The sequence below is a fragment of the Citricoccus muralis genome (assembly GCF_029637705.1).
Classification (GTDB): Bacteria; Actinomycetota; Actinomycetes; order Actinomycetales; family Micrococcaceae; genus CmP2.
Map to the genome: position 1 here is coordinate 1,491,400 of NZ_CP121252.1, position 23,344 is coordinate 1,514,743.

A 23,344-nucleotide genomic window follows, 5' to 3' on the forward strand; every position below is an offset into this window, starting at 1 on the left:
GCACGATATCAGTATTCCAGGTGTGGAACCGCGGTCAGCCGCGGATGTCTTCGTACAGCACGGTGGAGATATAGCGCTCACCGAAGTCGGGGACGATGGCGACGATCAGCTTGTCGCGGTTTTCCTCGCGGCTGGCCTGGTCCAGAGCGGCGGCGATGATCGCACCGGTGGAGATTCCGCCGAGGATGCCTTCCTTCACGCCCAGATCGCGGGCCGCGGCCACGGACTCATCGAGGGTTGCGGTGTACACCTCGGAGTAGACCTCGGTGTCGAGGACCTCGGGCACGAAGTTGGCGCCGATGCCCTGGATCTTGTGAGGGCCGGGGTTGCCACCGGAGAGGATGGGGGAGTCAGCAGGCTCCACGGCCACCGCGGTGACCTCGGGCTTCTGCTCTTTCAGGTAGCGGCCGGCGCCGGTGATGGTGCCTCCGGTGCCGATGCCGGACACGAGAATGTCCACAGCGCCGTCGGTGGCGTCCCAGATTTCGGGGCCGGTGGTGTCGTAGTGGGCGGCGACGTTGGCCTCGTTGGCGAATTGCTGAGCCCAGATCGCGTTGTCGGACTCGGCCACGATCTGCTGCGCCTTCTCGACGGCGCCACGCATGCCATCGGCACCCGGGGTCAGGACAATCTCGGCACCATAGGCGCGCAGCATGACCCGGCGCTCATTCGACATGGTCTCGGGCATGGTCAGCACCACGCGATAGCCGCGGGCCGCGCCCACCATGGCCAGGGCGATACCGGTGTTACCGGATGTGCCCTCCACGATGGTGCCGCCGGGCTTGAGCTGACCGGACTTCTCGGCGGCGTCGACGATCGCCACACCAATGCGGTCCTTCACCGAGTTGGCCGGGTTGTAGAACTCCACCTTGACCGCGATGTTTCCGGGCAGATCCTGGCCCACGCGGTTCAGGCGGACGAGCGGGGTGTTGCCGACCGCTTCGGTGATGTTGTTGAGCAGAGAGGCCATGAATGAGGTCCTTTCACAAGAGGGTTGGGGCACAAAGCTTCCAGGATTCCAATTTAGGCGGTGGTGTGCGAAAACGTCATGTTTCCAGCCACGCTGAGTAATGTTGCCGCACTCGGGCGAGTTTCGGATTGATGATGACCTGGCAATAGCCGACGTCGGGACGTTTCCGGTAAAAGTCCTGGTGGATGTCCTCGGCCGGGTACCAGATATCGGGTTGTTCGATCGTGGTGACGATGGGGTCATTCCAGAGTTGCTGGGCGCGCTCGATGGCGTCATGGAAGAGCTGGGCCTGTGCGTCATCATGCGGGAACATGGCCGACCGGTACTGGGTGCCGACGTCGTAGCCCTGCCGATTCAGGGTGGTCGGATCGTGGGAGGCGAAGAAGATGTCGAGAATAACCTCCGCGGGAACGATGTCCGGGTCGAAACGTACCCGCACCGCCTCGGCGTGGCCTGTCTGCCCGGTACACACGGCTTCGTAGTTCGGATTCGGCCAGGAGCCGCCGGTATAGCCGGACTCGACGAAGCTCACGCCGCGCACGGTGCGGTAGATGGCATCCTGACACCAGAAACATCCGCCGGCAAGATCGAACTCGACGGTGGTTTTCTCGGGACTGTGTGGATTCAGCACGTTCACACCCTGTACAAGTCGGGACCGGCCCAGAACATTCCTGAGCGGGCCTGTTGAGATCCCCGCATGTGGCTGCGGGGAAGTGTAAGAATGGGAGCTATGAGTGTCGAATCATCGTCGCGTACCATCCACCGCCCCGACGACGCCCGCGCCCCGCGACTGTCCGAGGTGCTGGAGGTGCTCGAAGACCTCTGGCCTGCCGCGCTGAGTGAAGAGTGGGACGCGACCGGGCTGGTGGCAGGGCGCCCGGACGCCCGGATCAGGCGCATCCACTGGGCTGTCGACCCGGTGCAAGCGGTGGCCGATGAGGCGGTGCATCACGCAGCTGATCTGTTGATCACCCACCACCCACTGCTGCTCAAGCCCGTCAACTCGGTGGCAGCCACCGGATTCAAAGGGCGGTTGATTCACACGCTGATCGAATCCGGGTGCGCCCTGGTGACCGCCCACACCAACGCAGACTCTGCGGTGGGTGGGGTGTCGGACGTGATTGCCCGGATTCTGGACTTACGCGATATTCGACCGTTGCAACGAGCTGGCGCCGGCCTGGACGAAGAAGGCATCGGGCGCGTGGGAGAACTTCCCGCGGCCCAGACGCTGCAGGAATTCGCCACCGCAGTCTTCTCTGCGATGCCCTCAGTGGCCGGCGGAGTCCGCGTTGCCGGAGACCCGACCGGCCTGGTGTCGACCGTGGCCGTGTGTGGCGGGGCAGGAGACTCACTCTTCGACGCCGTCCGCGCGGCCCAGGCAGACGTGTATGTCACCGCGGACCTACGACACCATCCGGCCTCCGAAGCGCGCGAGGCTGCGGGGCTGACCGGGGACCGGCCGTATCTGATCGACGTCTCCCATTTCGCCTCCGAATGGTTATGGCTTCCCGAGGCCGCCGAGGCCACCCAGCGGGCGTTGGCAGATCGCGGGTACGACGTCGAGTGCGCGGTGTCCTCGGTGAACACCGACCCGTGGGACTTCATCTTGACCCCCGGACGCTAAGGACGCTATGGGCCCTGACGACGCTGACAGTACGACCGCAGCACCGACGCAGTATCGTGCCGACATTGCCGGATTTCCCGCAGACGAGAGGACCAGACCATGGCATTGACCGCAACCCTCGAGGAACAACAGCGGCTGCTGGAACTGCAGCGCCTCGATTCCGACACCGACGCTGCCCGGGCTCAGATGGGGCGCCTGCGCTCGGACGAGCAATTACGGGAGCTCAAAACCCAGGCGAATGCGATCGCGGCCGAAGAAACCGAACTCTCCGGTGCCGCAGACACCGCACGAACGGAGCTGGCCACTGCCGAAGAACGCGTCGAACGCACCCAGGCCCGACGCGACCAGACCCGCTCGCGCCTCGACGCCGGACAGGGTGGCGCCAAGGAACTGCAGAACATGGGACATGAACTGGAAACCCTCGAGTCGCTATTGCAGGACCACGAGGAGCAACAACTTGCTGCGATGGAGAACGCCGAAACAGCCGAGGACGCGCTGACTGCGGCCAGCACCCGCCTCGCCGCCGTCCGCGACCACGTGAGTGCGCGGGAGCAACACGTCCAAGCAGAACTGCAGGAGGTTGCTGGTCGCGGCAAGGCACTGCTCGCCCAGCGCGCAGAACTAGCCGCCTTGCTGCCCGAAACTTTGATAGCTGCCTATGAACGGGCGCGTGAGCGTAACGGTGGGATCGGTGCTGCACGGCTGGAAGGCAACATTTCGGGTGCCTCCGGTATGGCACTGTCACCGGTTGAGCTCGAAGCCATTCAGGCGCTGGAACCCACTGAAGTGGCCCGGTGCCCCGAAACCGACGCGCTGCTGATCCGCCCGTGAACGACGACACCGATGTGAAAGGCCAGGCTACCGCCCGATGAACCCTCCTACCGATGCCGCCACGGCACCGACGCACCTGATCGTAGAAGCCGACGGCGGCTCCCGCGGTAACCCCGGGGTGGCCGGCTACGGAGCCCTGGTTCGTGATCCGGACTCGGGCGAGTTGCTGGCCATCGATGCTGCTCCTTTGGGCATAGCCTCCAACAACGTCGCCGAATATTCGGGGCTGATTGCCGGGCTGACCATGGCGCGTGACCTTAATCCGAACGCCATGGTCCGGGCACGGCTGGACTCGAAGCTGGTGGTCGAGCAGATGACGGGGCGCTGGAAGATCAAGAACGCCGATATGAAGCGGTTGGCGATGGAAGCTCACGCGGTTCTGCCCGCCCATCAGGTCAGCTATGAATGGATCCCTCGGGAGAAGAATAAAGACGCCGACCTGCTCTCCAACGAGGCCATGGACGCCGGGGCAGCGGGCACCGCATGGGTGGAAGCAGATTCAGCACTCAGCGTGGCGTCGTCGCCGAACACGCCGGACACCACGGCCAGCGCGCCCGCAGCACCACCGCGCCGACTCGGACGACTGCATCACGTGGAGATCTGGGTGCCAGACCTGGCCCGGGCCCGCGACACCCTGGGTTGGCTGTTGACCGAACTGGGCTATGAGATCAGTGGCGAATGGTCCGAGGGCACCAGCTACCAGGGGGCAGGGGAGTACATCGTGCTCGAGCATGGCTCCGACGTCACGGAGGCGGCACACGAGCGGCGCCGGCCAGGGATGAATCATCTTGCCTTCTACGCCGGACCCCGCGAAGCGGTCGACGCGCTGACCGAGGATGCCGTGCAGCGGGGCTTCACCCTGATGTTCCCGGATCGTCACCCCTACGCCGGGGGACGCCGTCACTACGCCGCTTACCTGGAGTCACCCGACGGTTTCGAGGTCGAACTCGTCGCCGACTAGGCCTCTTCGGGCAGAACCACCCGCAACACGCCCGGGCGGGACCCCTGGCTGGGCACATGGTTGATGCTCCAGCGGTCTTCGGCGTCGGGGTTCTCGGCGCTACCTACCCAGTTCAGATATTCCACGACGGCGTTGGGCGTGCGCACCCGGCGCGCATCGGCGTGGAGCAGGGCGCGGGCCACCCGACCCCGAGTGTGCTTGGCCCAGTGCGAGACGACCTTCATCTCGCCGTCGCGCATCTGGAACACATCGACAGCCAGGGTCTTCGGTGCCGGAGCCTTCCACTGGGCCGCATAGCCGCCGGACCGGCAGTCCACGATCACTCCGGACCGGGACGCTAACAGATTCAACCCCGGGGTCAGCCGCGGCCGCCACCAGGCGCCCAAACCTCCAATAGCCGGGAGTTTCGCCGACGTCGAGAGCCGATAGGCGGGAATCCGGTCGGCCACTCCGGTGGCACCAAAGAGCGCAGAGAAGATGACCACGGAGGACCGGGCCCGGCGCTTTGCGGCGCTGGAGAGGCTGGCATAATCCAGGGCGTCGTAGAGGACACCGGTATACACCTGGTGAGCAGGGGCTGCTGGATTCGTGGTGAGGTGAAGATTTGCCTCTACCTCAGCGGCGAGCGAGGCGCCCACCCCGAGCACCTTGAGCGCACCGGGGGTACCGGATACCGATTCGAGCGTGCCCATCAGGGTGTGGCGTTCTCCGCTGAGCTGCGGCAACAGCAAGGAGTCGAGATCGATCGGAGCACCCGAGGCGGGCGCAGATTTACCTTCGGACGGAGGGAGAAGAATCAGCACGATTCCACTGTACCGTCAGCAAGATGCGCCGTCGGCGTTAGACTAGTTCCCGGGATGGAGCGGCGGATGGCCGCGTGCCGCACGCTCGTCGTGACGGTACGAGGAACGTCCGGGCACCACAGAGCAGGATGGTGGGTAACGCCCACTCGGGGTAACCCGCAGGACAGTGCCACAGAAAGCAGACCGCCCCGTCACGGGGTGAGGGTGAAAGGGTGGTGTAAGAGACCACCAGCGGTCCAGGTGACTGGATCGGATCGGTAAACCCCATCCGGTGCAAGACCGAACAGGATGTGCTTGACGGCGGCTCGCCGGAGCATCCGGGTTGGTCGCTCGAGCGCGTCGGCAACGGCGCGCCTAGATGGATGGCCATCACCGGGGAGCGGGTAACGGCTCCCCGGGACAGAACCCGGCGTATGCCCGCTCCATCCCGCCCACCTCAGCCCGTGAGCGTCTGCAGCGTCGCTCCCGTCACGTCCAGGGCGAGTATCCAGCTACGATCCCCGCGCCGCAGCCGCAGCGAGAATTCCTGATCGCACGCGGTCTCTGTGTCCTCACGGGTGATCTCGAGCGGCTCTTCGAGTTCCGGGGAGATCGCCACCGCCAGGGTCGTTTCCCAGCCGGAGGCGCTCGCGGTCACCACGGTGGAGGGTTCCTGGGTTTTCCACCGAGTGCCGATCCAGCCGCGCAGGTCGCCTGCTTCGGTCTTCTCCGCCTCGACGGCGCGGTGCACGTCCAGGTCCACCGGGCATAGCCACTGCAGATGCACCCGGGGTTGCCGGGCGTTCACCGTGCCACTTAGCACCACCCGGTTCTGGTCTGGGTGCTGCTCCACGGTGGCACCGATCTCCACCAGCCAAGGTTGGATGAGCGCGGTGGGCACGGCGGAGCGCCCGTGGTCGATCACCAGCAGGCAGTCCGGGCCTGAGCAGTACACGATGCGACGCGTGAGCATCGCCGCCGTGTGGCCGTCGTCGAGCAAGAGCAGTTCATCGACGTCGTCGGAAAACCTGCAGCGCACCACGGGAACCTCATCCGGGGAACGATAAGGCAGGTCCGGGAACATCGGCACGTTGTGCCCAGACCGGGAACGCAGAAAATCACGCACCGGATCATGGTGCTGATAGCTGTGGAACCCACCGTCGACGAGCCAGCGCAACCCCTCGGTGGCGTAGTGGACGCTGAGCCGGTCCTGGTGCGAATGCCGCAGCAACTCGGCACCATGGCGTACCACCATATGTGTCTCCCGGTTGAGCGCCCGATGCCGTCCCCAGCCGGAGCGAAGCACGGTGAGCCCGCGTTCTGTGTGCAGCACGCGCTGGTCCGGCCGGGTGCCGGATTTGCCGAGGGTCGCCACGAAATCGGTGTGCGGATGCAGCCCGGTGCGGACTTTGGCTCGCACCGAATCCCCGATCTGGGGGAGCTGACCGAACGGCAGACTCAGGTGGGCCAGCACGGCCCCGGCGCGTTCCAAACGGTGATCGGCGTCGGGGCCCAGATCGAGCCCCTCGGCACGGAGTCGGGCCACCGCCTGTGTCCACCACACCAGGTTGGACTGATGGTAGGCAGCTGAGCCCTCCTCATTGATCCCCTGGGTGTCGAACGCTTCCCGCAACTGCGCCTCTAACCGGTCGCGGGCCAGTTCCTGTCCGGGGCGATCACGCAACACCGAAGCCGTGAGCAGCAGTCCCAGATGTTGGAAGAGCCCGTGGTTGCCGCCCACCAGGTGCTGTTCATCGGCAAGCCAGTCACGGTGATATTGCAGAATCTGACGGTACCGTGCCTCCTGTGCCGCGGGGACCAGGGCCACGCCCAGACTGAGCTCCGTGGCGCGGAGCCCATCCGCCATGTCGACCCAGGCAAACGACGACGGTGCCTGGGCGGCGGGAATATTCGCGTCGGCCCACGATTCCACGGTCGCCCACCAGAACGCCCGGGCCGCCTCGTCGCCGTCGAGTCCGTGCCAGCGCACCGGGTTCAACCAGCGCAGCGCATGGAACTGAAATTGCCAGTTCCGGTCCCCGAAAGGATCCGCAGCCCAATCGTGCAGATTGCCCGTCCAGACGGGGTGCGGGGGCAGATTCAGCTTCCCGTTCAGCAGTTTCTGAGTGCTCTGTGCGGCGTGGGCCGGCCGTTCGGCGTGCTTGCCGAAAGATTGGCGCTGCCCGACGGTGCGGTCCAGGCCAGGGTGGGGCTCAGCGGCGGAAGTCATGAAGCATCGGTGTCCGAAGGCAGACGCTTCTCCAGATCATCCAGGCGTGCCTCCAGGCGGGCCCGAGCGGTGGCCAGAGCGATTTCCTCGGCAGCGAGCTGGGCCACGACAAGGCGGAGCTGGGCGGTGGCATCACGTTCACCCCCGGGTGGCAGGCTGAGGCGGGCGGCATCGCCGGAGCTGGCGCCCGACAGGGTTGCACTCAGTTGGGTGTGCTGACGGCGCAGTCCCAGGACCAACAGCACCGGCAGTCCCGCCACCGAGAAGGCTAGCAGTGTCAGTCCGAGCAGTGGCGACCCCAGGGCGAAGGCGAGTGCGGAGCCGACGGCGACGACGCTGATCGCGCCCCCAGTCCCGGCGAACCTATTCAACATGGGCAATCATCCCTCGTCGTCGTGTGTGAGATCCGTGAAGGTTTCCTTGGGGATCACGGTAGCTCAGGTCCCGGTTCAAGAGAATGCGGTCACGGCGTGTCCGGGCGTTTAGACTGGACGAACAAGCTGACGAACCGATCGGCAGAGTCGCCGGTCAGGGAGGAAAACCTGTGGCAGACAACACTGCATCACCTGAGGGCCAGCTCGAGGCGTGGAGCCATCGCGAGGAGCTGGCGGAGAAGATGGTCCCTCTGGTGGGATCCCTCTACCGCGACCATAACGTGGTGACCTCCATCTACGGGCGCACGCTGGTGCACCAGTCGGTGATCGATATCATCAAGGCACACCGATTCGCCCGTCAGATCGACGAGGAGATGCTGCCGCTCGAGGACACCTACCCGCTGGTGGAAGCCCTGGCTGAGATGAACCTCGGGGCCAGCTCCATCGACTTGGCTCTGCTGAACAAGAAGTTCAAAGCAGTGGGCGGCGATGTACGCGAGTTCCTGAACACTGAGCTGGCCGAGGTGGCCGGGGGCGAGGGCGCCGGTGTGGATTCCACCCGTGACGTTGTGCTCTACGGTTTCGGTCGCATCGGTCGTCTGCTCGCCCGCATTCTGCTCTCCCACGCCGGTGGCGGCTCCTCGCTGCGCCTGCGCGCGATCGTGGTGCGCAAGAACTCCGACGACGACCTGATCAAGCGTGCCTCGCTGCTGCGTCGTGATTCCATTCACGGTCCCTTCGACGGCACCCTCTCCGTGGATGCGGCGAACAACACCATCACCGCCAACGGCACCGTCATCCAGGTGATCTACTCCTCGGATCCGACCACCGTGGACTACACCGCCTACGGCATCAACAACGCCATCGTGGTGGACAACACCGGTCGCTGGCGCGATGAAGAAGGACTGGACCAGCACCTGCAGGCCACTGGTGTCTCCAAGGTGCTGCTGACCGCTCCCGGCAAGGGCGACATCAAGAACATCGTGTTCGGTGTCAACGACGGTGACATTGTCGAGTCCGACTCGATTCTCTCGGCGGCTTCGTGCACCACCAACGGCATCACCCCGGTGCTGAAGGTGCTCAACGACGCCTACGGGATCGATCACGGCCACGTGGAGACGGTGCACGCCTACACCAACGACCAAAACCTCACCGACAACTTCCACAAGGGTTCGCGCCGTGGACGTTCGGCGGGTCTGAACATGGTGCTCACCGAAACCGGTGCTGCCAAAGCCGTGGCAAAGGCACTGCCCGAGCTGAAGGGCAAGCTCTCCGGCAATGCGATCCGCGTGCCTACCCCGAACGTGTCGATGGCGATCCTGAACCTCGAACTGGAGCAGCCCACCACGGCCGAGGATCTGAACACGCTGCTGCGCACCGAGTCGCTGACCGGTGAACTGCGCGCCCAGATCGATTACATCAACTCACCCGAGGTCGTCTCCTCGGACTTTGTCGGCTCCAACCGCGCCGGCGTGGTGGACGGTCTGGCCACGATCGTGAACAACGGCACCCACGCCATTGTCTACGTCTGGTACGACAACGAGTACGGCTACTCCTGCCAAGTGGTCCGTGTCATTGAGAAGATGGCCGGCGAGGACGTTCCGCACTTCCCACGCGCCTAATCACGGGCATGGGCCGACATGGCCCAGCTGAACCGGTAACGACCCCGGGGCCAGCCACCAGATAGGTGGCCGACCCCGGGTCGTTCAGTTAATGGGCAGGGTGGGCTATTTCGATTCCTCTGCGTTGGCAGTATCAACGTCGTCGTGTTCGTGGTCGACGTCGTCGTGTCCGAAGGGATCCGCGTCCACACCGGGCATCCACGTCCGCCCCGCCTCATTCCAGCCCTCGCGCCGCAGCGCCTTTTTCCAGCGCCGCGCCCACTTGTCCTTGAGCCGGTTGACGTAGAGGTAGCCGTCGAGATGATCGTGTTCGTGCTGCATGATCCGGGCGAACCAGCCGTGCGCCTCGAAATCGATCTCCTCTCCGTCGACGGTGAATCCTTGGAGCCGTACGTGGTCCGAGCGTTTCAGAGGGAAACCATAGCCGGGCACGGACAAGCACCCCTCGGTTTCGGAGTCGGCGTCAGGGGACTCCTGGGAGACCTTGCCCAAGAGCGTGAGCACCGGGTTGATGACCTCGCCCTGGTTCGGCGCCTCGCCCGTGTCTTCGTAAGCCCAGGTGAAAATGCGCAGTCCCACACCCACTTGAGGTGCGGCCAGACCCACACCGCGGGCAGCCTGCTGCGTGAGGTGCATGTCCGCCACGAGCTCACGGATGTGCTCGTCGATCTCCTCCACCTCCGAGGCACGGCGGTGCAGGACGGGCTCACCGTGAATGGTGATGGGGCGGATGCGCGGCGTATACGCCATAGTCAAGGTGCTCCTGTGGGTGCCGGTGGTGACAATGCTGCCCCACAGTCTAGTGACTGCGGGGCAGCTCAAGGGTATCGGGTCGGGGAGACTTACTCGGAGGCAAGCGCTTCCAGGTCCACGATTTCAAACGCCATGGTGGTGGCCATAGTGGAGATCGGGGTGGGGCGGGGCCCGGACTCACCCTGGGCGTTGTGGCGGTGGGCCAGCCATTCCTGGTAGTTCTCCTCGGTGTCGAACTGGGTGACCACGTAATAGCGGTCTTCACCTTCGACCGGGCGCAACAGCTGGAAGCCTACGAAACCGGTGACCGTGCTGACTTCATTGCGGCGGGCGGCGAAGCGGCGCTCCAACTCGGCTCCCTGTCCTTCCGGAACGGTGAGGACGTTGATCTTGACCACGGACATGAGGTGACTCCTTCGTCGAGTTGTGTCAGTACGGGCGGCGAGTGGTGCCTCCCCAGGCTATCCTGGGTGCTGACACCTTGGCAGGGCCGATCTCACCGGATGAGATGGGCGAGAGGAGAGCTTCACCCCATGACGCCGACGTCCGATCACGGGATGAAGTCCGACGACGCCGGTCAGCGGGGCCTGGGACCGGGACTACTGACCCTGCTGGGCTTCCTCGCTGCTGTGGGTCCCTTCGCCACCGACATGTACCTGGCGTCGTTCACGGATATCGCCAGCTCGCTGGGGGCTCCGGCGTCGTCGGTACAGCTCACCCTCACCGCGTTTATGGCCGGTATCGCCAGCGGACAGCTGATCCACGGGCCGCTCTCGGACCGGCTGGGGCGCCGGCCGGTGTTGCTCACCGCCATGCTGCTGTTCGCCCTGACCTCCATCCTGATGGTGTTTTCCCCGAACATCGAAGTGTTCATGGCGCTGCGAGTGGTGCAGGGCTTCGCCGGTGCAGCCGGGATCGTGCTGGCCCGAGCCATCGCGGTCGATCTGAGTTCCGGCGGCACCGCGGTGCGCGCGTTGAGCCTCATCTCCACTGTCGTCAGTGTGGCGCCGCTCATCGCACCCCTGGTGGGTGGTGCGGTCGCCACGTTCTTCGGCTGGCGCGGCGTGCTGGCGGTGCTCGCGGTGATCGCAACCCTGATGTTCCTCGTTACTCTTGTCGGCGTCCCCGAAACCGTGCCCGCCCACGATCGGCGCACCGGTGGGCTGGGGGCGATGTACCGGCCGATGTGGGATCTGGTCCGTGTGCGGTTCTATGTGGCCCACGTCGGCGCCTTCGCCATGGTGTTCGTGGCCATCATGTCTTATGTCGCCGCATCGCCCTTCGTCGGACAACGGATCCTGGGCATGAACGAGATCCAGTACGGCATGTCCTTCGCCGCCGGAGCCACCGCGCTAATCATGGCCAACCTCATCAACGCCCGCGTTGCTCCTCGCACGGGTCCGGCGCGCATGCTGCTGCTGGGTAATGTCCTCGCGCTGAGCGCCGGAAGCGCGATGGCGCTGCTGGTATTCATCGACACGCTGAGCATCCCCACCTTCATCGCCTGCGCCTTCCTCCTGAGCGGTGGAGCCGGACTGGTGATGTCCAATGCCTCCGCCCTGGCATTTACCGTCACGACCCGTTCCACTCGCGGTGCAGGTGCCGCACTCATGGGTGCCTCGCAGTTCATTTTGGGCGGTATTGCCACCCCGCTGGTGGGCCTGGGCGGGGAAGAGACCGCGGTGCCGATGGTCGTGTGCATCTTGTTTGGCGTTGTGGTGTCTCTGTTGTTGACCTTGATCGCCCGTGGGGGACGGCGGCCCGCGCCGGTCGGCCCCCATTCCTGACCCACACCGGGACATTCAGGTCGTGTTCAGGAAGTACTCGGACGCGCCCGGTACAGTCCACTGCCGAACGCGCCCCACTGTGTCACCACACCACGGGCCACCTGAAGTCTCGACGTCGGGAGTACCTCATGACCTCGTCCCAGCGACGGCACGGCCTCGTGCCGATCTACGGGAAGATCGCGCTCTTTTTCGGTATCAGTGCCCTGTGTGGAGTGCTGGTGGCCGGGTTCTTCCTGCCGTGGGCTTCCACCGGTGCCACCATGGCCCAGGGCGGCAACCAGATTCTGGAGGAGAACCCGGCTGAACTCGAGGACGCCTCTATCGGTGTGCCTTCACGCATCCTGGCCTCCGACGGCACCGAGATCGCCACGTTCTATGCGGAGAACCGGCAACCCGTAGAGATCAACGAGATCGCCGAGGACCTGCAACACGCCGTCGTCGCGATTGAAGACGAGCGCTTCTACGAGCACAACGGAACCGACCTACGCGGCATCGCACGCGCTGCGGCGTCTAACCTCACCAGCGACACCACCCAGGGTGCGTCCACCATCACCCATCAGTACGTCAGCCAGCTCATCCTCAACGCCGACCAGTTGGCTGGCGAAGATGATCTCGCGATGTCCGGCTCCACCACGGTGGCCGATCGCCTCAACGAGGCCCGCATCGCCGTGGACCTCGAAGAGGAGATGAGCAAGGACGAGATCCTGGCCGGATACCTCAACATCGTCCTGCTGGGCGGCCGCAACTACGGCGTCGAAGCCGCCTCACAATACCTGTGGGGGATCCCGGCATCCGAATTGAATCTGGCCCAATCGGCCCTGCTGGCGGGCCTGATCCAGAACCCGAACGGCCTCAATCCGGAGGAAAATCCGGAAGGGGCATTGGAACGCCGGGACGCGGTATTAGAGGCCATGGTCCGCAACGACTACATCACCGAAGCCGAGCGTGATGAAGCATCCGCACAGGACCTCGACCTTGATATCCACCAGCGCTCCTCGGGGTGCCAATCGGCCGCTTTCGGACCGTACGTGTGCGACTACGTGGTCCGTTCCATCCAGGGCGACGAGGCTTTCGGGGACAGCGTCGAAGAGCGGGAGGCGCTGTTGAACCGTGGCGGCCTCGAGATCACCACCACACTCGATGCCACGTTGCAACAGGAAGCTGACGCTGAAGTTGCCAGGACCGTACCCGCCGATGATCCCTCCGGAGCTGGCGCCTCGCTGGTGACCGTGCAGCCGGGGACCGGCAACATCATGGCCATGGCGCAGAACACTACCTACTCCACCGCTGATGAGGCCGGCGCCACCACCTTGAACTTCAACGTGGACCAGAACATGGGCGGCGGTAACGGTTTCCAGGCAGGCTCCACCCTCAAGCCGTTCGTCGCGGCCGCCTGGATCGACGCCGGGAACTCCATGACGGACACCGTTGATGCCTCCCGCGATGAGTACGAGCAGGGCGCGACCTTCGACGCCCAGTGCCAGCCCGGGGGAGAGGTGGCGATTCCCGACGAAGATGGGTGGAACATCTCCAACGCCATCGAGGATATGAACAAGGAGATGACCGTCGACTACGGTCTCTACTGGTCGATCAACACCTCCACCGTGGCCACCCTGGCCGAACTCGATGTCTGTGATGTCACCGAGTTGACCACGGACCTCGGAATCCACCGGGCAGACGACGGCGAACCGTTGAACCCCGCCAACCCGTCCTTCGTGCTGGGTGCGGAAGAGGTTTCCCCGCTCACTCAAGCGTCTGCTTTTGCTGCGTTCGCCGCCGACGGCACCTACTGCCGCCCCCGGATTCTCAGCGATGTCACCGACGCCGCAGGAAATAACTACGAGGTCCCTGCCGAGGACTGCACCGAGGCCGTCGACCCCGACACCGTGGCCCAACTCAATGAAACTCTCGGGCTGATCGCTTCCGAGCGTGTGGCCGAAGGGGAGGCCTCGTTCCCGATGGCGGGCAAGACCGGTACCAACAATAATGAGTCCTCCACCTGGTTCATTGGCTACACCTCCGGCTTGGCCACCGCATCCTGGGTCGGCAGCTACACCGAACTGTCATCGCTGGCCGGAGTACCGATCAACGGCACCGCGCACGAGGACTTTTGGGGATCCACTCTGGCGGCACCGCAGTGGCTCAACTACATGAACGCGGTGGGCGAAGACCATCCCACGGAGGAGTTCACCACGCCAGAAGAATCGGACTTCGACGACGTCGACGATCTCGATCGCTATGACCTCGACCACGACGGCTCCGAATAGAACGTGATCTGGGGCAACGGTATTTCGGTGCGGTGAAGATTCTGTTGCCGTGATGCAGACACGCTGGGATGTCCTGTGCCTGAGTATGCGACCCCGTTAGTAGGACGACCATCACTGACACCGGGTCCTCGTTTCCGCGAGGCCCCTCCACGCTCGGAGGCATCATGGTTTCCCCACAGGTCCAGGCTTACCTGGACAACGTGAGCTCTTATATCTGGGGCATGTTCTTTCTCATCCCGCTATTGGTCGGTACCGGTCTGTACTTGACCTTCCGGTTGCGCGGGTTGCAGTTCCACAAGCTCGGAAAAGCACTCAAACTGGCCGTGTTGAAGCGCAAGGGTGCCGACGACGACGCCGGCGATATCTCCCAGTTCCAGGCGCTGGCCACCGCCATGGCCGCAACCGTCGGCACCGGCAACATTGTGGGTGTTTCTACCGCGATCGCGATCGGTGGTCCCGGTGCTCTGGTCTGGATGTGGGTCACCGGAATCTTAGGCATGGCCACCAAATACGCCGAGTGCTTCCTCGCCGTCCGCTTCCGTACCACCGATTCCAAGGGCGAGAAATCGGGCGGACCGCAGTACTACCTTGAACGCGGTATCAAGGGGCCCTTCGGGAAGATTCTCGGCTTATCCTTCGCGATCTTCGCCGTCATCGCCTGCTTCGGCATTGGCAATATGACCCAGGGCAATTCCATCGCGGAGAACCTCAACAACACATGGTCGATGCCGCACTGGCTGACCGGTGTGCTGTTGGCACTGTTCACCCTGATTGTGCTGGTCGGCGGCATCAAATCCATCGGCCGCGTGAGCGCCAGTATCGTCCCCGCCATGGTGGTGCTATACCTAGTGGCTCAGACCATTGTTCTGATCTTCCACTTCGACGCCATCCCGGCAGCTTTCGTCACCATCTTCACTGACGCCTTTACCGGAACATCCGCTGTTGGCGGGTTCGCCGGCGCCGCCGTGATGCTGATCGTCCAGACGGGTGTGGCACGTGGACTGTTCTCCAACGAGTCCGGTCTCGGATCCGCAGCGATGGCCGCGGCGGCAGCCAAGACCAGCCACCCGACTCAGCAGGGCCTGGTCCAGATGACACAGACCTTCATCGACACCATCATTATGGTGAGCTTCACTGGCGTCATGCTGGTGGTGACCGGCGTTTGGCAGACCCCCGACGCCGACGGGAACCAGATCAGTCCGGCCCTGATGGTCGGCGAGGCATTCAATACTGTGCTCCCGGGTACCTCTGGATTCTGGCTGGTTTCCATCTGCGTGCTGCTGTTCGCCTCCACCACCATCATCGGTTGGTCCTACTACGGTGAGCGCAATGTGGAGCGCCTCTTCGGTCGCCGCGGCGTGATGCCGTTCCGTGTCATCTTCTCGATTGTCGTCTACTTTGGCTGCACCGTGGAGCTGGCCGCGGTCTGGACTTTCTCCGATATCGCTAACGGCCTGATGGCCCTGCCGAACCTGATCGGACTCATCCTCCTCTCCGGGCTGGTTGCAAGGGAGACCAAGCACTACCTCGAGAACGACCCGCAACTCAACGCTGGGCACGACGAGGTGGAGAAGTTCATGGCTGGTCGGCCCGGATGGGCAGATTGGAAAGCCGGCGACGTGATCGGCTCCAGCCGTACACTCACAGGCCGTGCTCCGAGTAAGCGTCTGAACGACTCCGATGGACCGGAAGGAAGGTCAGGGGTCGGCACCGCAGTGCACTAAACCCTCACATCACCGCACCTGAGTGGGCGGTGGACTGGCCTGGTCAGTCGCGCGCGGAGGAACGATCGAGTGCTCTCTTGATGAGCACGTAGAGCACGACCGCGACAATAGCGACGAAGACGAGTCGGACCACCGCCCACAGTGCACTCCACAAAAAGCCAACCAGCCACCAGGCTACGACGACAGCGACAATGACGATTAAGACCGTAACCACGGTGTTGCGCTCACCCATGCCAGCAGTATCTCACGCGCCAGTCCTCCATCGTTTTGCTAAGCTGGGCAACGGCACCTACCGTGCGCTCGCGCAGTCGATGACGAAGTGCTCGTCTGACACATTCGCGGAGGGGACTGGCCCCGGCCAGAACACGTCCGCGACGGAGATTGCGCAACCGGCCCCGAGACCCGGGGTCCGTTGTGTACACCCTGCCGCGAATGCGGCGCGAGAGAAGGGCGGGACGAGATGTCCGCGACCACGAAAGACTCATCGAGCAAAGATCAAAAGGATCAGCAGGCCGTTCTGAAGAAGATTGCCGGATGGCCCGAACCCTTCGCCTCGATCGGCGCTCAACTCCACGAGACGATACTGTCCGCCGGGCCAAAGGTGAAGCCGCGAATCTGGTACGGGATGCCGGGCTACGCTACGGGACGCAGCACCCCGGTGCTGGTGTTCTTCCGACTCGATGACGGCGTGATGTCCTTCGGAATTTCCGAGAAGGCCACGGTTAAGCGTGAGCCCGACACTCTACTCAAGCCGTCGGCCTGGTTCCTGGACGACATGGATGAGGCGACCCTGGCGAAAATCTCAGACCTGGTCCGCACCGCGTTCTCCTGATTTCGTGGTTGTTCGTAGGGGACTCTTGGCGCCATGCTGTCGCCAACAGCCAGAGTCGCGAAAGGGCCCACTATTGTCGTGGAGCTAATCGTGGCACAAGGAAACCCGGCCCTCAAGGGGACGGATGCTGGACACAAAGGTTTGCGCCCAAGTTCGACCGTGATGGCTTCAACAAGCGAAGCGCTTGAGATGCCAGATTCGTCCGAATGAACAGAAAAGAACGTTGTCCCCGAGCTTCTTGCTCGGGGACAATGTTTCTCTTCGGGGTCCCTACGTGACACGTTCGCAAACTTTCCCCCTCGGACAAAAACCCTGGCAACCCGCTGGTATCGGGGCGTTTACCGGGACGTGCGGCGTACCAGCGGACCCCCGTCGAAGGATGTTCGGGGTCCGATCGTAAGGAGGATCGAGACGGCTCAAACTTTTCTCACGTCCTCGGAGGTGGACAGTCTCATAGGAGACTATCTGGCCGGAGCGAGCGTCCAGGAGCTTGCCCAGGGCTACGGAGTTCATCGTGCGACGGTGTTCGCACACCTCCGACGGCGGAACACACCGCGTCGCAGTCTTGGGCTCGACGTCGATGACAGTGCCGAGGCAGTACGTCTGTTCCGCGCAGGAGTCTCGATGCGCGCCATCTCCCGGCGTCTAGGCGTCGGGCGCAAGGCGGTGCGCACTGTCCTGGTGGGGGCAGGGGCCCTGAGCTGAGTCGTCATTACCCCTCGTCTGCTGCTTTCGTGGGAGGACTGTGCATCTTACTGGCCCCTGCTTGACGCACGTTGTAGCTAGCCAGTGCTCTTGCGGACTCACTGCAAAGCGGTGACCGGCTACGTGAAAAGTAGTTGACCTGTCGCTGCACGCTCCATCGTTACCGTTGTGTTCTTCAAGCTGAAGTCGAGCAGCAGGCCGCTGTCTAGGACTGCCGCGACGCCAGCATGATCACGTGCGATGACGAGGCCGAGAAGGGTGCGATCGTCAGCCAAGACCTTGATCTCACCATCGTCGGTGGAGGCAACGAGTGTCACAGGAACGGACTCAGCATCCGGCTCTACTGTCGGGCCACGACTTGTCAACTGCACTTCCGCAGTCGACGAACCAGTGGCCATCATCTCGCCGAGCTTGTGCCGGTCTCTGCCTTGGACGTACTGCAGCAGATCGAGTATGTCCGTTGGCGTCGCACCGAGGTTATGCCGCCAACCGCGGATGTGCTGTTCGCTCAGATAAACTCGCAGGCCCTCTTCATCCAGGTCGCGGTCTTGTGCGATTTTGCCTATGTCGCGAGCTAGGCTCCGGGATTTCACGTCCCGAATGAGCAGGTCAATAGCCGTGGGAGTATCAACACCGTATCGAAGGTGGGCTGCGGTATTTCTGTAGAGCTGTCCCAAGGTCAAGCGTGACTGCAGGATGTCGTTCGCTTGAGCGATGACGAGACCGACAGTCCACGACAGATAATGTTGCATTCCCTCGCTTATTGCGTCGACCATTTGTTCAAGTCGGAATGCTGGGTCTGTCACCTCGCTTAGGTGGGTGTCGGCGAGGTCAGTGAGTTCACGACCAGCGATCCAGTCACGAACGATCGCGTGGGCGGAAACCTCGATAAAAGCTCCTTTGGGTGACACGCGAAATTTCCAGCAGTTCCCCCGCTCAGGCAACTGGAGCAGTTTCGTATATACGTCTTGTTCGGCGAGAAGGTCGAGAGTCTCATAGAGCGTCAGTTCCTCGAAGCCATTGAGGAGTTGCACTTGGTCGGCCAGAGTCGAGGCTATGACCTCGATCTCGGTTGCTGATCCTAGGCTCGTTCCAGCCTGCGCCCAACGGCGGCGAGATGCTGGGGGTGTCTGCGCGTAACGGTCAGCGACTACCTCGGCGATTCTCAGCCACCGGGCCTTCAGATCGTCGGGCAGCTGAGTGAAGGCGAACAGTCGTGTGACGACGTCTCGCCACGTACGGGCATTGCTGAGGTCGGGGACATGCTCCAGTGCGTGGAGGATGAACCAGACGTAGTTGACGAATCCGCCAGTCGCACGTTCTGGAGGTAGTTGCAGGATCGCGTCTTGCGTCTGAGCTATCAAGTCCTCTGCTTCAGCGAGTGCAGCGAGGGCGGTGTCGTCAGTCAGGCTCGAACGCACTTCCAAGTCGCTCGGTGCGGGCGTCAATCGGTCGAAGTCGGTGCTTTCCAAGGCCTTCTGCAATGCGAGCACGATCCAACCTTCGGACTCCTTACCTGCGCGACCGGCGCGGCCGACGGCATTAAGTAGTTGTGCGGCGGACATGCGTTGACCGGGGTCTTGTCCGTCGTACTCGGTTGTCGCAATCACGACCGTTCTGACGGGAAGATTGACGCCGTCGGTGAGAGTGCTCGTCGCAACCACGGCCTTGATTATTTCGTTGCGGATCGCGTCCTCGACAGCTTCCTGCACCTCGACGGGCAGCCCAGCGTGGTGGTAGGCCACACCCTTGCGGACGCAGTCGATAAGAGGGTGGTTGGCGCCGAGTCGCGCGGCTAGAGAATCAGCCAGGCCCTGTGAGTGTGGGTCGTCCTCCAGCTCCGCAGCCATGACCTTGGCTGCGTTGCGTGCGATGGCGCGTTGGGAGACGACCATCAGTAAGCTGCCCGCTCGAAGTAGCAGCGTGGACATCTTGGCCGTCGTCACGTACGTGGGCGATGTGTTGCCTTGCCCGGTCTTGCGTTTGTTGTCTGCATCGACGACCAGTTGACCGATCGGGGTGTCGTCGCTGGTGACTAGGTGCCGCTCAGTCGCTCGTGTTGGGCGGACCGCGAGGTGGGCGCGTAGATCGTACCGTGTCTTGTCTGGCGCGCCACGGCGACCGGGAATGACTGTTCGGCTATCCCCGATCTTGTCCGTGGCAGTGAGGATGTGCAGCCGTCGTGGTGCTCGCCATTCGTCGGTAAACAGCACCTCTCCCTGTCCGTCCGCAGTCCACGCTGCGAGCGAGGCGGCGTTGCCGATCACGCCGGAGAACAGCATCAACCTCGCGCCGCTGGCGTCGAGCAGGGTCAATAGTCCTTCGAGGAGCAGCCCACGACCCCCTGATTGAGCGATCAGGTGCGCCTCGTCGATGATGAACAGGCTGAACCGGCTCAGAACCTCCTGCGGCGATTGCCGCAGTGCGTTCATGAGTCGCTCGGGCGTCATCACTTCGACCTGAGGTGTCTGGCCTGAGACGTCTTCTGTGTCCTCTAGGTCGATGCCGTCGAAGTTGTGTGGACCGAAACCGTCCGGGAGGTCTGCGCCGAGGCGCCGGTCTAGGTAGCTCAATCGGGACCGGAGCGCCTGGCGCATCTCTCGGCCAAGGCTGCGGAGCGGCGTTACGTAGCAGACGTCTCGATCGTCCTGTGCTGTATGCGCACAGATGATCAACTGCGCGAGAAGCGTTTTTCCCGCACTGGTCGGCACAGACACGAGGAGCCTCGATGTCGTTTGGTTCAACGGGCTCATCGTTGGGTGCGCGATGAGGTCACGCTGTGGCGGCCAGAGCGTCAGAACCGGTTGCCGAGTGAGCGTGAACGCCTGCTTTACTGCTGCGGGGACCTCGGGGGGAAGCACGGCCCAAATGCTGCGCTCACCGAGGCCGTCCGCTAAGGCCAGTAGGTGTCCAGCGACCCAGCGGGTGTCTAGGTCGCTGAGACCAACTTCGGCGCGGACGACGCGCAGTAAGTGGCCGCGGGCAGCTTCGAGCGCGTCGGTGCTGCCTTCACGCATGTATCGGACTAGGTCTGCGATACCGCGCAGTAGCCGCTGCGTCGGGCCGAACATTGTCCCGTCAAGATTGTCGAGCTGAGCGCCGCGGGTTAGTGAAGCAGTGGCATTAGCCCACGTCCTCAGTTGTCGGTTGAGTGTTGTCATGTCGAGGCCGAGAAAAAGAATTCCAGCGTGCAGTGCGACGGTCGCGCTTTCCGTGAGCTCAGGCGGCTCAGTCAGGCTTCCGCGCATCTTGCGATGGACAGCACCAGCGTTCGGGCTCTCGTCAGCGCGGTGGTATCCGACCTGTGCAGCGAATGCGGTGGTCAGCCGGACTCGACTCGTCTCTGTGGAGTCCTCCAAGAGAAGGTCAAGGACGTGGGCGCTGACGGCGAAGGCGCGGCGGCGCTGTTCGGTTGGGTACCGAGAAATGTCGGCGGTCGAAGCGATCCCATGTAGATACCAAGCAGAACGTCGCAACGGTGAGATGTCAGCGCGGAAGCCCGTCTCGGTCAATCCCCGGACAAGTTCGATCTCGAGTTCGGCGATGAGGGTGGTCAACTCGTCGACTGAGGGCAGCTCGCTAAGGCGCAGTTCGCCGAACGCGCCGGTGACGTGCTCTGCGGCTAGAGCGCGGTCCACGCATACCTCCGCACCATCGTCGCGATCTCGATATAGCAGCTGATGCTGGTGGCCAGGCCGCGCAGCTGGCCCGGCTTGTTGAGCAGAGGCAACTTACTCGCCATCTTGTTGAATGGCGTTGTGGGTAACGACTGGTGCGTCGCGAGCATCACACCAGCGCCGACAAGTTCGTCTCCTTGAACCCATGCGGCGGGGAGCTCGGTGACCAAAGCCAACACTTCGTCGGAAGTGTCGTTCGAGACCTGTTCGAAGGTGCCAACGATCTTGGCGACGTATCGTTGGCCATCCTCAGCAAGCTGTTTGTAAGCCTTATTCAGGCTCACGGACAGCGACCCCTTACCTGTGTTCTTCTTGCTCTCCCAAAGTCGAAACCGAAGCTCGCCAGTACTCATCTCGTAGATCGAGAACCCGTCTCCTCCGGCGTCAGTAACGTCACCTTTCGGGTCGAGTTGAACTCGGACGGCGGGATTGTCCTTCGTCAGCAGGTGCCAGAACCACTCGCCAACATGGCCGTGTAGGTGGTCGTCACTCTTCTTGACGTTGGGTAGCCCGAATACTGGCTCGATGAACGACGCGATCACGCGGTCGTGTGGTGGCGGTATCTTGGTGCCCGCTAAAGTGTGCTGCTGCCATGTGTCATGCAGGTGAGTAGCGGGACCGAAGCGAGCCCTCATAATCGTGTCAGTCAGAACCCAAGCGAGCGCGCCGGACTCATCGGCGGTGAGATCGATAGCGACGTGTGAACTCCACTCACACTTGCCTGCGGCGGCGGACCCGTCGTGAAATGTTCTTGGAAGATAGTCGTGGATTGTCAGACGGTTGTTGGCGTGAGCGAACGCCTCCGCCTGCGCGGGTGTAAGTCCCGTTGACCCTGTCCCCGCCATCTCAACAGGGTTCTGTTCAGATGACAATGACATCTTGGCGGCTCTTTGCGACGCACACACCGTCTTTGACAACCATTGCTTCAACATAATGGTGTCCGATATACAAGGTTCGCTCTGTCCAACTCTGCGAACCATCGTCTTTATGGATGTCTCCCCGGAGAGAGTGCGCCTCCTTGGCTTCCTCTCCATTGTTACGAATCTTCCAATACACTTCATAAGGCCTGGGGATGTTTGATCCTTCGATCTTGAACTTCAACGAGCGGTGTTTGCCAACGCGATCACCTCGCCTTGGCAATGGGCCGTCACGGAATCCCTTCCGTGGCACCATGTACCCGACTGTCTTGAAACGATATGACGAGTTCAGAGATTCTGAGATATTGAAATCACGATCCAGGAATCGCTCGGTGTCCGGTACAAGTGGCTTCGTGGATGCGCTAGCGGTGAGACTGGCTGATTCGCTGACGGTGCCGAAGTTAGGACCGAAAAGATCACGCCAGACCTTTACGGCTTCATCGTAATCAGACTCATCGCACGCTTCACCGATCTTCTGGGCATAGGAGGTGAACCTCGCCCGGAAGGTCTGATAGTTGTCACTCTGCCAGCGGTCAGCCAGATTTTGCCCTGTACCAGCGTCGGCGATGTATGGGGGGTCCGAGGGGTGCGCTGCGATCTGACGAGAAAGCTCATCAGCCAGTGTGCGAAGTGTGTTGGCAACGTTCTTGTAAGCATCTGGGGTTACCAGTTTCGTGCTGTCGCTGACATGGTGAGCCAGGGCTGCCGTTAGGGTGACTGACGGGACGGTGTAACGCGTCTTGTGGTCGCGTAGATACTTCAAGATACGGACAACCTTCACCAGGTTGCCATTAGTGATTCGGTTCTTGCCTTCTAACCACTCTGTGAACTCATCCGGAGCGGCAAGCTCGAACTGATCAGTCTTCCTGTTGGTTACGTACGTCGCGCCGTACTTGGTCACAAACGGAACGACATCGATATGGAAGTCACCCGTATAGTTGATCGTTACGCAGCGCTTCTTGCGTGACCGCATCGTCTTGTAAGTCGCACTGCGACCGAACGCTTCGTAAAGCTTCTGGACGTAGTCGCAGGCCGCCCAGCCATCGACTGCAGCCAACGGCACTAGAATGTCCGCGTCGAACTCCTTATTTCCAACAGGCTTGATGATCGTTCCATGCGCGAAGGAGCCTTGTGGAACAACCTCTGATACATATACGGAAAAGACTTCATCCTTTGTCAGGAAATTCTCAATCGCAGATACATGTTGAGAGAGAAGGTTCAATCTATTCTGGTTTAGATTGACTTTGTCGTTGAGAAAATTCTTGAAGTCACTAGATTGACTCACTGG

The 23,344-nt window shown here is 62.6% G+C and carries 19 protein-coding genes and 1 other RNA gene; 9 read left to right on the forward strand and 11 right to left on the reverse strand.

Annotation, left to right across the window (positions count from 1 at the left end; all coding sequences use genetic code 11):
• Positions 1-34: 34 nt before the first annotated feature.
• Positions 35-970 (reverse strand): cysteine synthase A, encoded by a 936-nt coding sequence (gene cysK, locus P8192_RS06820; RefSeq protein ID WP_278159534.1) that lies wholly within the window; start codon positions 968-970, stop codon positions 35-37.
• Between the two features lie 76 nt (positions 971-1,046).
• Positions 1,047-1,601 carry a peptide-methionine (S)-S-oxide reductase MsrA gene (gene msrA / locus P8192_RS06825; RefSeq protein WP_270105423.1) on the reverse strand — a complete coding sequence of 185 codons (555 nt, stop codon included), beginning with the start codon at positions 1,599-1,601 and terminating at the stop codon, positions 1,047-1,049.
• Positions 1,602-1,700: 99 nt separating this feature from the next.
• Here msrA and P8192_RS06830 point away from each other — a divergent pair, with 99 nt between their 5' ends.
• The 3 genes from P8192_RS06830 (at position 1,701) to P8192_RS06840 (ending at position 4,386) form a co-directional block, all read left to right on the forward strand.
• Positions 1,701-2,594: a Nif3-like dinuclear metal center hexameric protein gene (locus tag P8192_RS06830; protein ID WP_278159537.1), complete on the forward strand. Its 894-nt coding sequence runs from the start codon at positions 1,701-1,703 to the stop codon at positions 2,592-2,594.
• 99 nt (positions 2,595-2,693) lie between these two features.
• Positions 2,694-3,425, forward strand: a complete 732-nt coding sequence (locus P8192_RS06835) for a zinc ribbon domain-containing protein (protein WP_278159538.1) — start codon at positions 2,694-2,696, stop codon at positions 3,423-3,425.
• Positions 3,426-3,462: 37 nt separating this feature from the next.
• On the forward strand, positions 3,463-4,386 hold the full coding sequence (locus tag P8192_RS06840; protein WP_278159540.1) for a reverse transcriptase-like protein: 924 nt from the start codon (positions 3,463-3,465) through the stop codon (positions 4,384-4,386).
• Here P8192_RS06840 and P8192_RS06845 read toward each other — a convergent pair.
• A complete protein-coding gene (locus P8192_RS06845; protein WP_278159542.1) occupies positions 4,383-5,189 on the reverse strand; it encodes a YaaA family protein in 807 nt (268 codons plus the stop codon). The two genes, P8192_RS06840 and P8192_RS06845, sit on opposite strands and share 4 nt — an antisense overlap.
• 54 nt (positions 5,190-5,243) lie before the next feature.
• Here P8192_RS06845 and rnpB point away from each other — a divergent pair.
• An RNA gene (gene rnpB, locus P8192_RS06850) (RNase P RNA component class A) lies at positions 5,244-5,619 on the forward strand.
• 6 nt (positions 5,620-5,625) lie between these two features.
• Here rnpB and P8192_RS06855 read toward each other — a convergent pair.
• Both P8192_RS06855 and P8192_RS06860 read right to left on the reverse strand, forming a co-directional pair.
• Positions 5,626-7,398, reverse strand: a complete 1,773-nt coding sequence (locus tag P8192_RS06855; protein WP_278159543.1) for a heparinase II/III domain-containing protein — start codon at positions 7,396-7,398, stop codon at positions 5,626-5,628.
• Complete coding sequence (locus P8192_RS06860; RefSeq protein ID WP_270105417.1) at positions 7,395-7,772, reverse strand: hypothetical protein; 378 nt, start codon at positions 7,770-7,772, stop codon at positions 7,395-7,397. The genes P8192_RS06855 and P8192_RS06860 overlap by 4 nt, the downstream gene beginning before the upstream one ends.
• A gap of 170 nt (positions 7,773-7,942) precedes the next feature.
• Here P8192_RS06860 and P8192_RS06865 point away from each other — a divergent pair, with 170 nt between their 5' ends.
• On the forward strand, positions 7,943-9,394 hold the full coding sequence (locus P8192_RS06865) for a glyceraldehyde-3-phosphate dehydrogenase (protein ID WP_278159546.1): 1,452 nt from the start codon (positions 7,943-7,945) through the stop codon (positions 9,392-9,394).
• A gap of 105 nt (positions 9,395-9,499) precedes the next feature.
• Here the strand turns inward: P8192_RS06865 and def are convergent, their stop codons facing one another.
• Together def and P8192_RS06875 are read right to left on the reverse strand one after the other, a co-directional pair.
• Positions 9,500-10,144, reverse strand: a complete 645-nt coding sequence (gene def / locus P8192_RS06870; protein WP_278159547.1) for a peptide deformylase — start codon at positions 10,142-10,144, stop codon at positions 9,500-9,502.
• A 92-nt stretch (positions 10,145-10,236) separates the two neighbouring features.
• A complete protein-coding gene (locus P8192_RS06875; RefSeq protein WP_278159548.1) occupies positions 10,237-10,551 on the reverse strand; it encodes an antibiotic biosynthesis monooxygenase family protein in 315 nt (104 codons plus the stop codon).
• A gap of 129 nt (positions 10,552-10,680) precedes the next feature.
• On the opposite strand from P8192_RS06875, the gene P8192_RS06880 reads away from it, so the two are divergent.
• From P8192_RS06880 to P8192_RS06890, 3 genes are all read left to right on the forward strand, one after another.
• A complete protein-coding gene (locus P8192_RS06880) occupies positions 10,681-11,934 on the forward strand; it encodes a multidrug effflux MFS transporter (RefSeq protein WP_278159550.1) in 1,254 nt (417 codons plus the stop codon).
• 128 nt (positions 11,935-12,062) lie between these two features.
• Entirely contained in the window at positions 12,063-14,201 is a 2,139-nt protein-coding gene (locus P8192_RS06885; protein WP_278159552.1) for a transglycosylase domain-containing protein, read from the forward strand.
• A gap of 164 nt (positions 14,202-14,365) precedes the next feature.
• Complete coding sequence (locus P8192_RS06890) at positions 14,366-15,925, forward strand: alanine/glycine:cation symporter family protein (RefSeq protein WP_278159553.1); 1,560 nt, start codon at positions 14,366-14,368, stop codon at positions 15,923-15,925.
• A 43-nt stretch (positions 15,926-15,968) separates the two neighbouring features.
• Here P8192_RS06890 and P8192_RS06895 read toward each other — a convergent pair whose 3' ends face one another.
• Positions 15,969-16,157 carry a hypothetical protein gene (locus P8192_RS06895; protein WP_270105412.1) on the reverse strand — a complete coding sequence of 63 codons (189 nt, stop codon included), beginning with the start codon at positions 16,155-16,157 and terminating at the stop codon, positions 15,969-15,971.
• A 228-nt stretch (positions 16,158-16,385) separates the two neighbouring features.
• Between P8192_RS06895 and P8192_RS06900 the strand changes: the two genes are divergently transcribed.
• Entirely contained in the window at positions 16,386-16,757 is a 372-nt protein-coding gene (locus P8192_RS06900; RefSeq protein WP_278159556.1) for a DUF1801 domain-containing protein, read from the forward strand.
• A gap of 824 nt (positions 16,758-17,581) precedes the next feature.
• Here the strand turns inward: P8192_RS06900 and P8192_RS06905 are convergent.
• From P8192_RS06905 to P8192_RS06915, 3 genes are read right to left on the reverse strand one after another with little or no spacing between them, the layout of a single operon-like run.
• Complete coding sequence (locus P8192_RS06905) at positions 17,582-21,100, reverse strand: DEAD/DEAH box helicase (RefSeq protein ID WP_278159558.1); 3,519 nt, start codon at positions 21,098-21,100, stop codon at positions 17,582-17,584.
• Positions 21,085-22,017, reverse strand: a complete 933-nt coding sequence (locus P8192_RS06910) for a hypothetical protein (RefSeq protein ID WP_278159559.1) — start codon at positions 22,015-22,017, stop codon at positions 21,085-21,087. The genes P8192_RS06905 and P8192_RS06910 overlap by 16 nt, the downstream gene beginning before the upstream one ends.
• Positions 22,001-23,341 carry an SMODS domain-containing nucleotidyltransferase gene (locus tag P8192_RS06915; protein ID WP_278159560.1) on the reverse strand — a complete coding sequence of 447 codons (1,341 nt, stop codon included), beginning with the start codon at positions 23,339-23,341 and terminating at the stop codon, positions 22,001-22,003. The genes P8192_RS06910 and P8192_RS06915 overlap by 17 nt, the downstream gene beginning before the upstream one ends.
• Positions 23,342-23,344: the final 3 nt, after the last annotated feature.

What these genes read in the sequence shown, in the direction of transcription:
- P8192_RS06840 (WP_278159540.1), top strand. Translation starts at nt 3,463, where the DNA reads ATGAACCCTCCTACCGATGCCGCCACGGCACCGACGCACCTGATCGTA.
- P8192_RS06900 (WP_278159556.1), top strand. Translation starts at nt 16,386, where the DNA reads ATGTCCGCGACCACGAAAGACTCATCGAGCAAAGATCAAAAGGATCAG.
- P8192_RS06875 (WP_278159548.1), bottom strand. Translation starts at nt 10,551, where the DNA reads ATGTCCGTGGTCAAGATCAACGTCCTCACCGTTCCGGAAGGACAGGGA.
- def (WP_278159547.1), bottom strand. Translation starts at nt 10,144, where the DNA reads ATGGCGTATACGCCGCGCATCCGCCCCATCACCATTCACGGTGAGCCC.
- P8192_RS06880 (WP_278159550.1), top strand. Translation starts at nt 10,681, where the DNA reads ATGACGCCGACGTCCGATCACGGGATGAAGTCCGACGACGCCGGTCAG.
- P8192_RS06885 (WP_278159552.1), top strand. Translation starts at nt 12,063, where the DNA reads ATGACCTCGTCCCAGCGACGGCACGGCCTCGTGCCGATCTACGGGAAG.
- P8192_RS06835 (WP_278159538.1), top strand. Translation starts at nt 2,694, where the DNA reads ATGGCATTGACCGCAACCCTCGAGGAACAACAGCGGCTGCTGGAACTG.
- P8192_RS06895 (WP_270105412.1), bottom strand. Translation starts at nt 16,157, where the DNA reads ATGGGTGAGCGCAACACCGTGGTTACGGTCTTAATCGTCATTGTCGCT.
- cysK (WP_278159534.1), bottom strand. Translation starts at nt 970, where the DNA reads ATGGCCTCTCTGCTCAACAACATCACCGAAGCGGTCGGCAACACCCCG.
- P8192_RS06860 (WP_270105417.1), bottom strand. Translation starts at nt 7,772, where the DNA reads ATGTTGAATAGGTTCGCCGGGACTGGGGGCGCGATCAGCGTCGTCGCC.
- P8192_RS06910 (WP_278159559.1), bottom strand. Translation starts at nt 22,017, where the DNA reads ATGTCATTGTCATCTGAACAGAACCCTGTTGAGATGGCGGGGACAGGG.
- P8192_RS06890 (WP_278159553.1), top strand. Translation starts at nt 14,366, where the DNA reads ATGGTTTCCCCACAGGTCCAGGCTTACCTGGACAACGTGAGCTCTTAT.
- P8192_RS06830 (WP_278159537.1), top strand. Translation starts at nt 1,701, where the DNA reads ATGAGTGTCGAATCATCGTCGCGTACCATCCACCGCCCCGACGACGCC.
- P8192_RS06855 (WP_278159543.1), bottom strand. Translation starts at nt 7,398, where the DNA reads ATGACTTCCGCCGCTGAGCCCCACCCTGGCCTGGACCGCACCGTCGGG.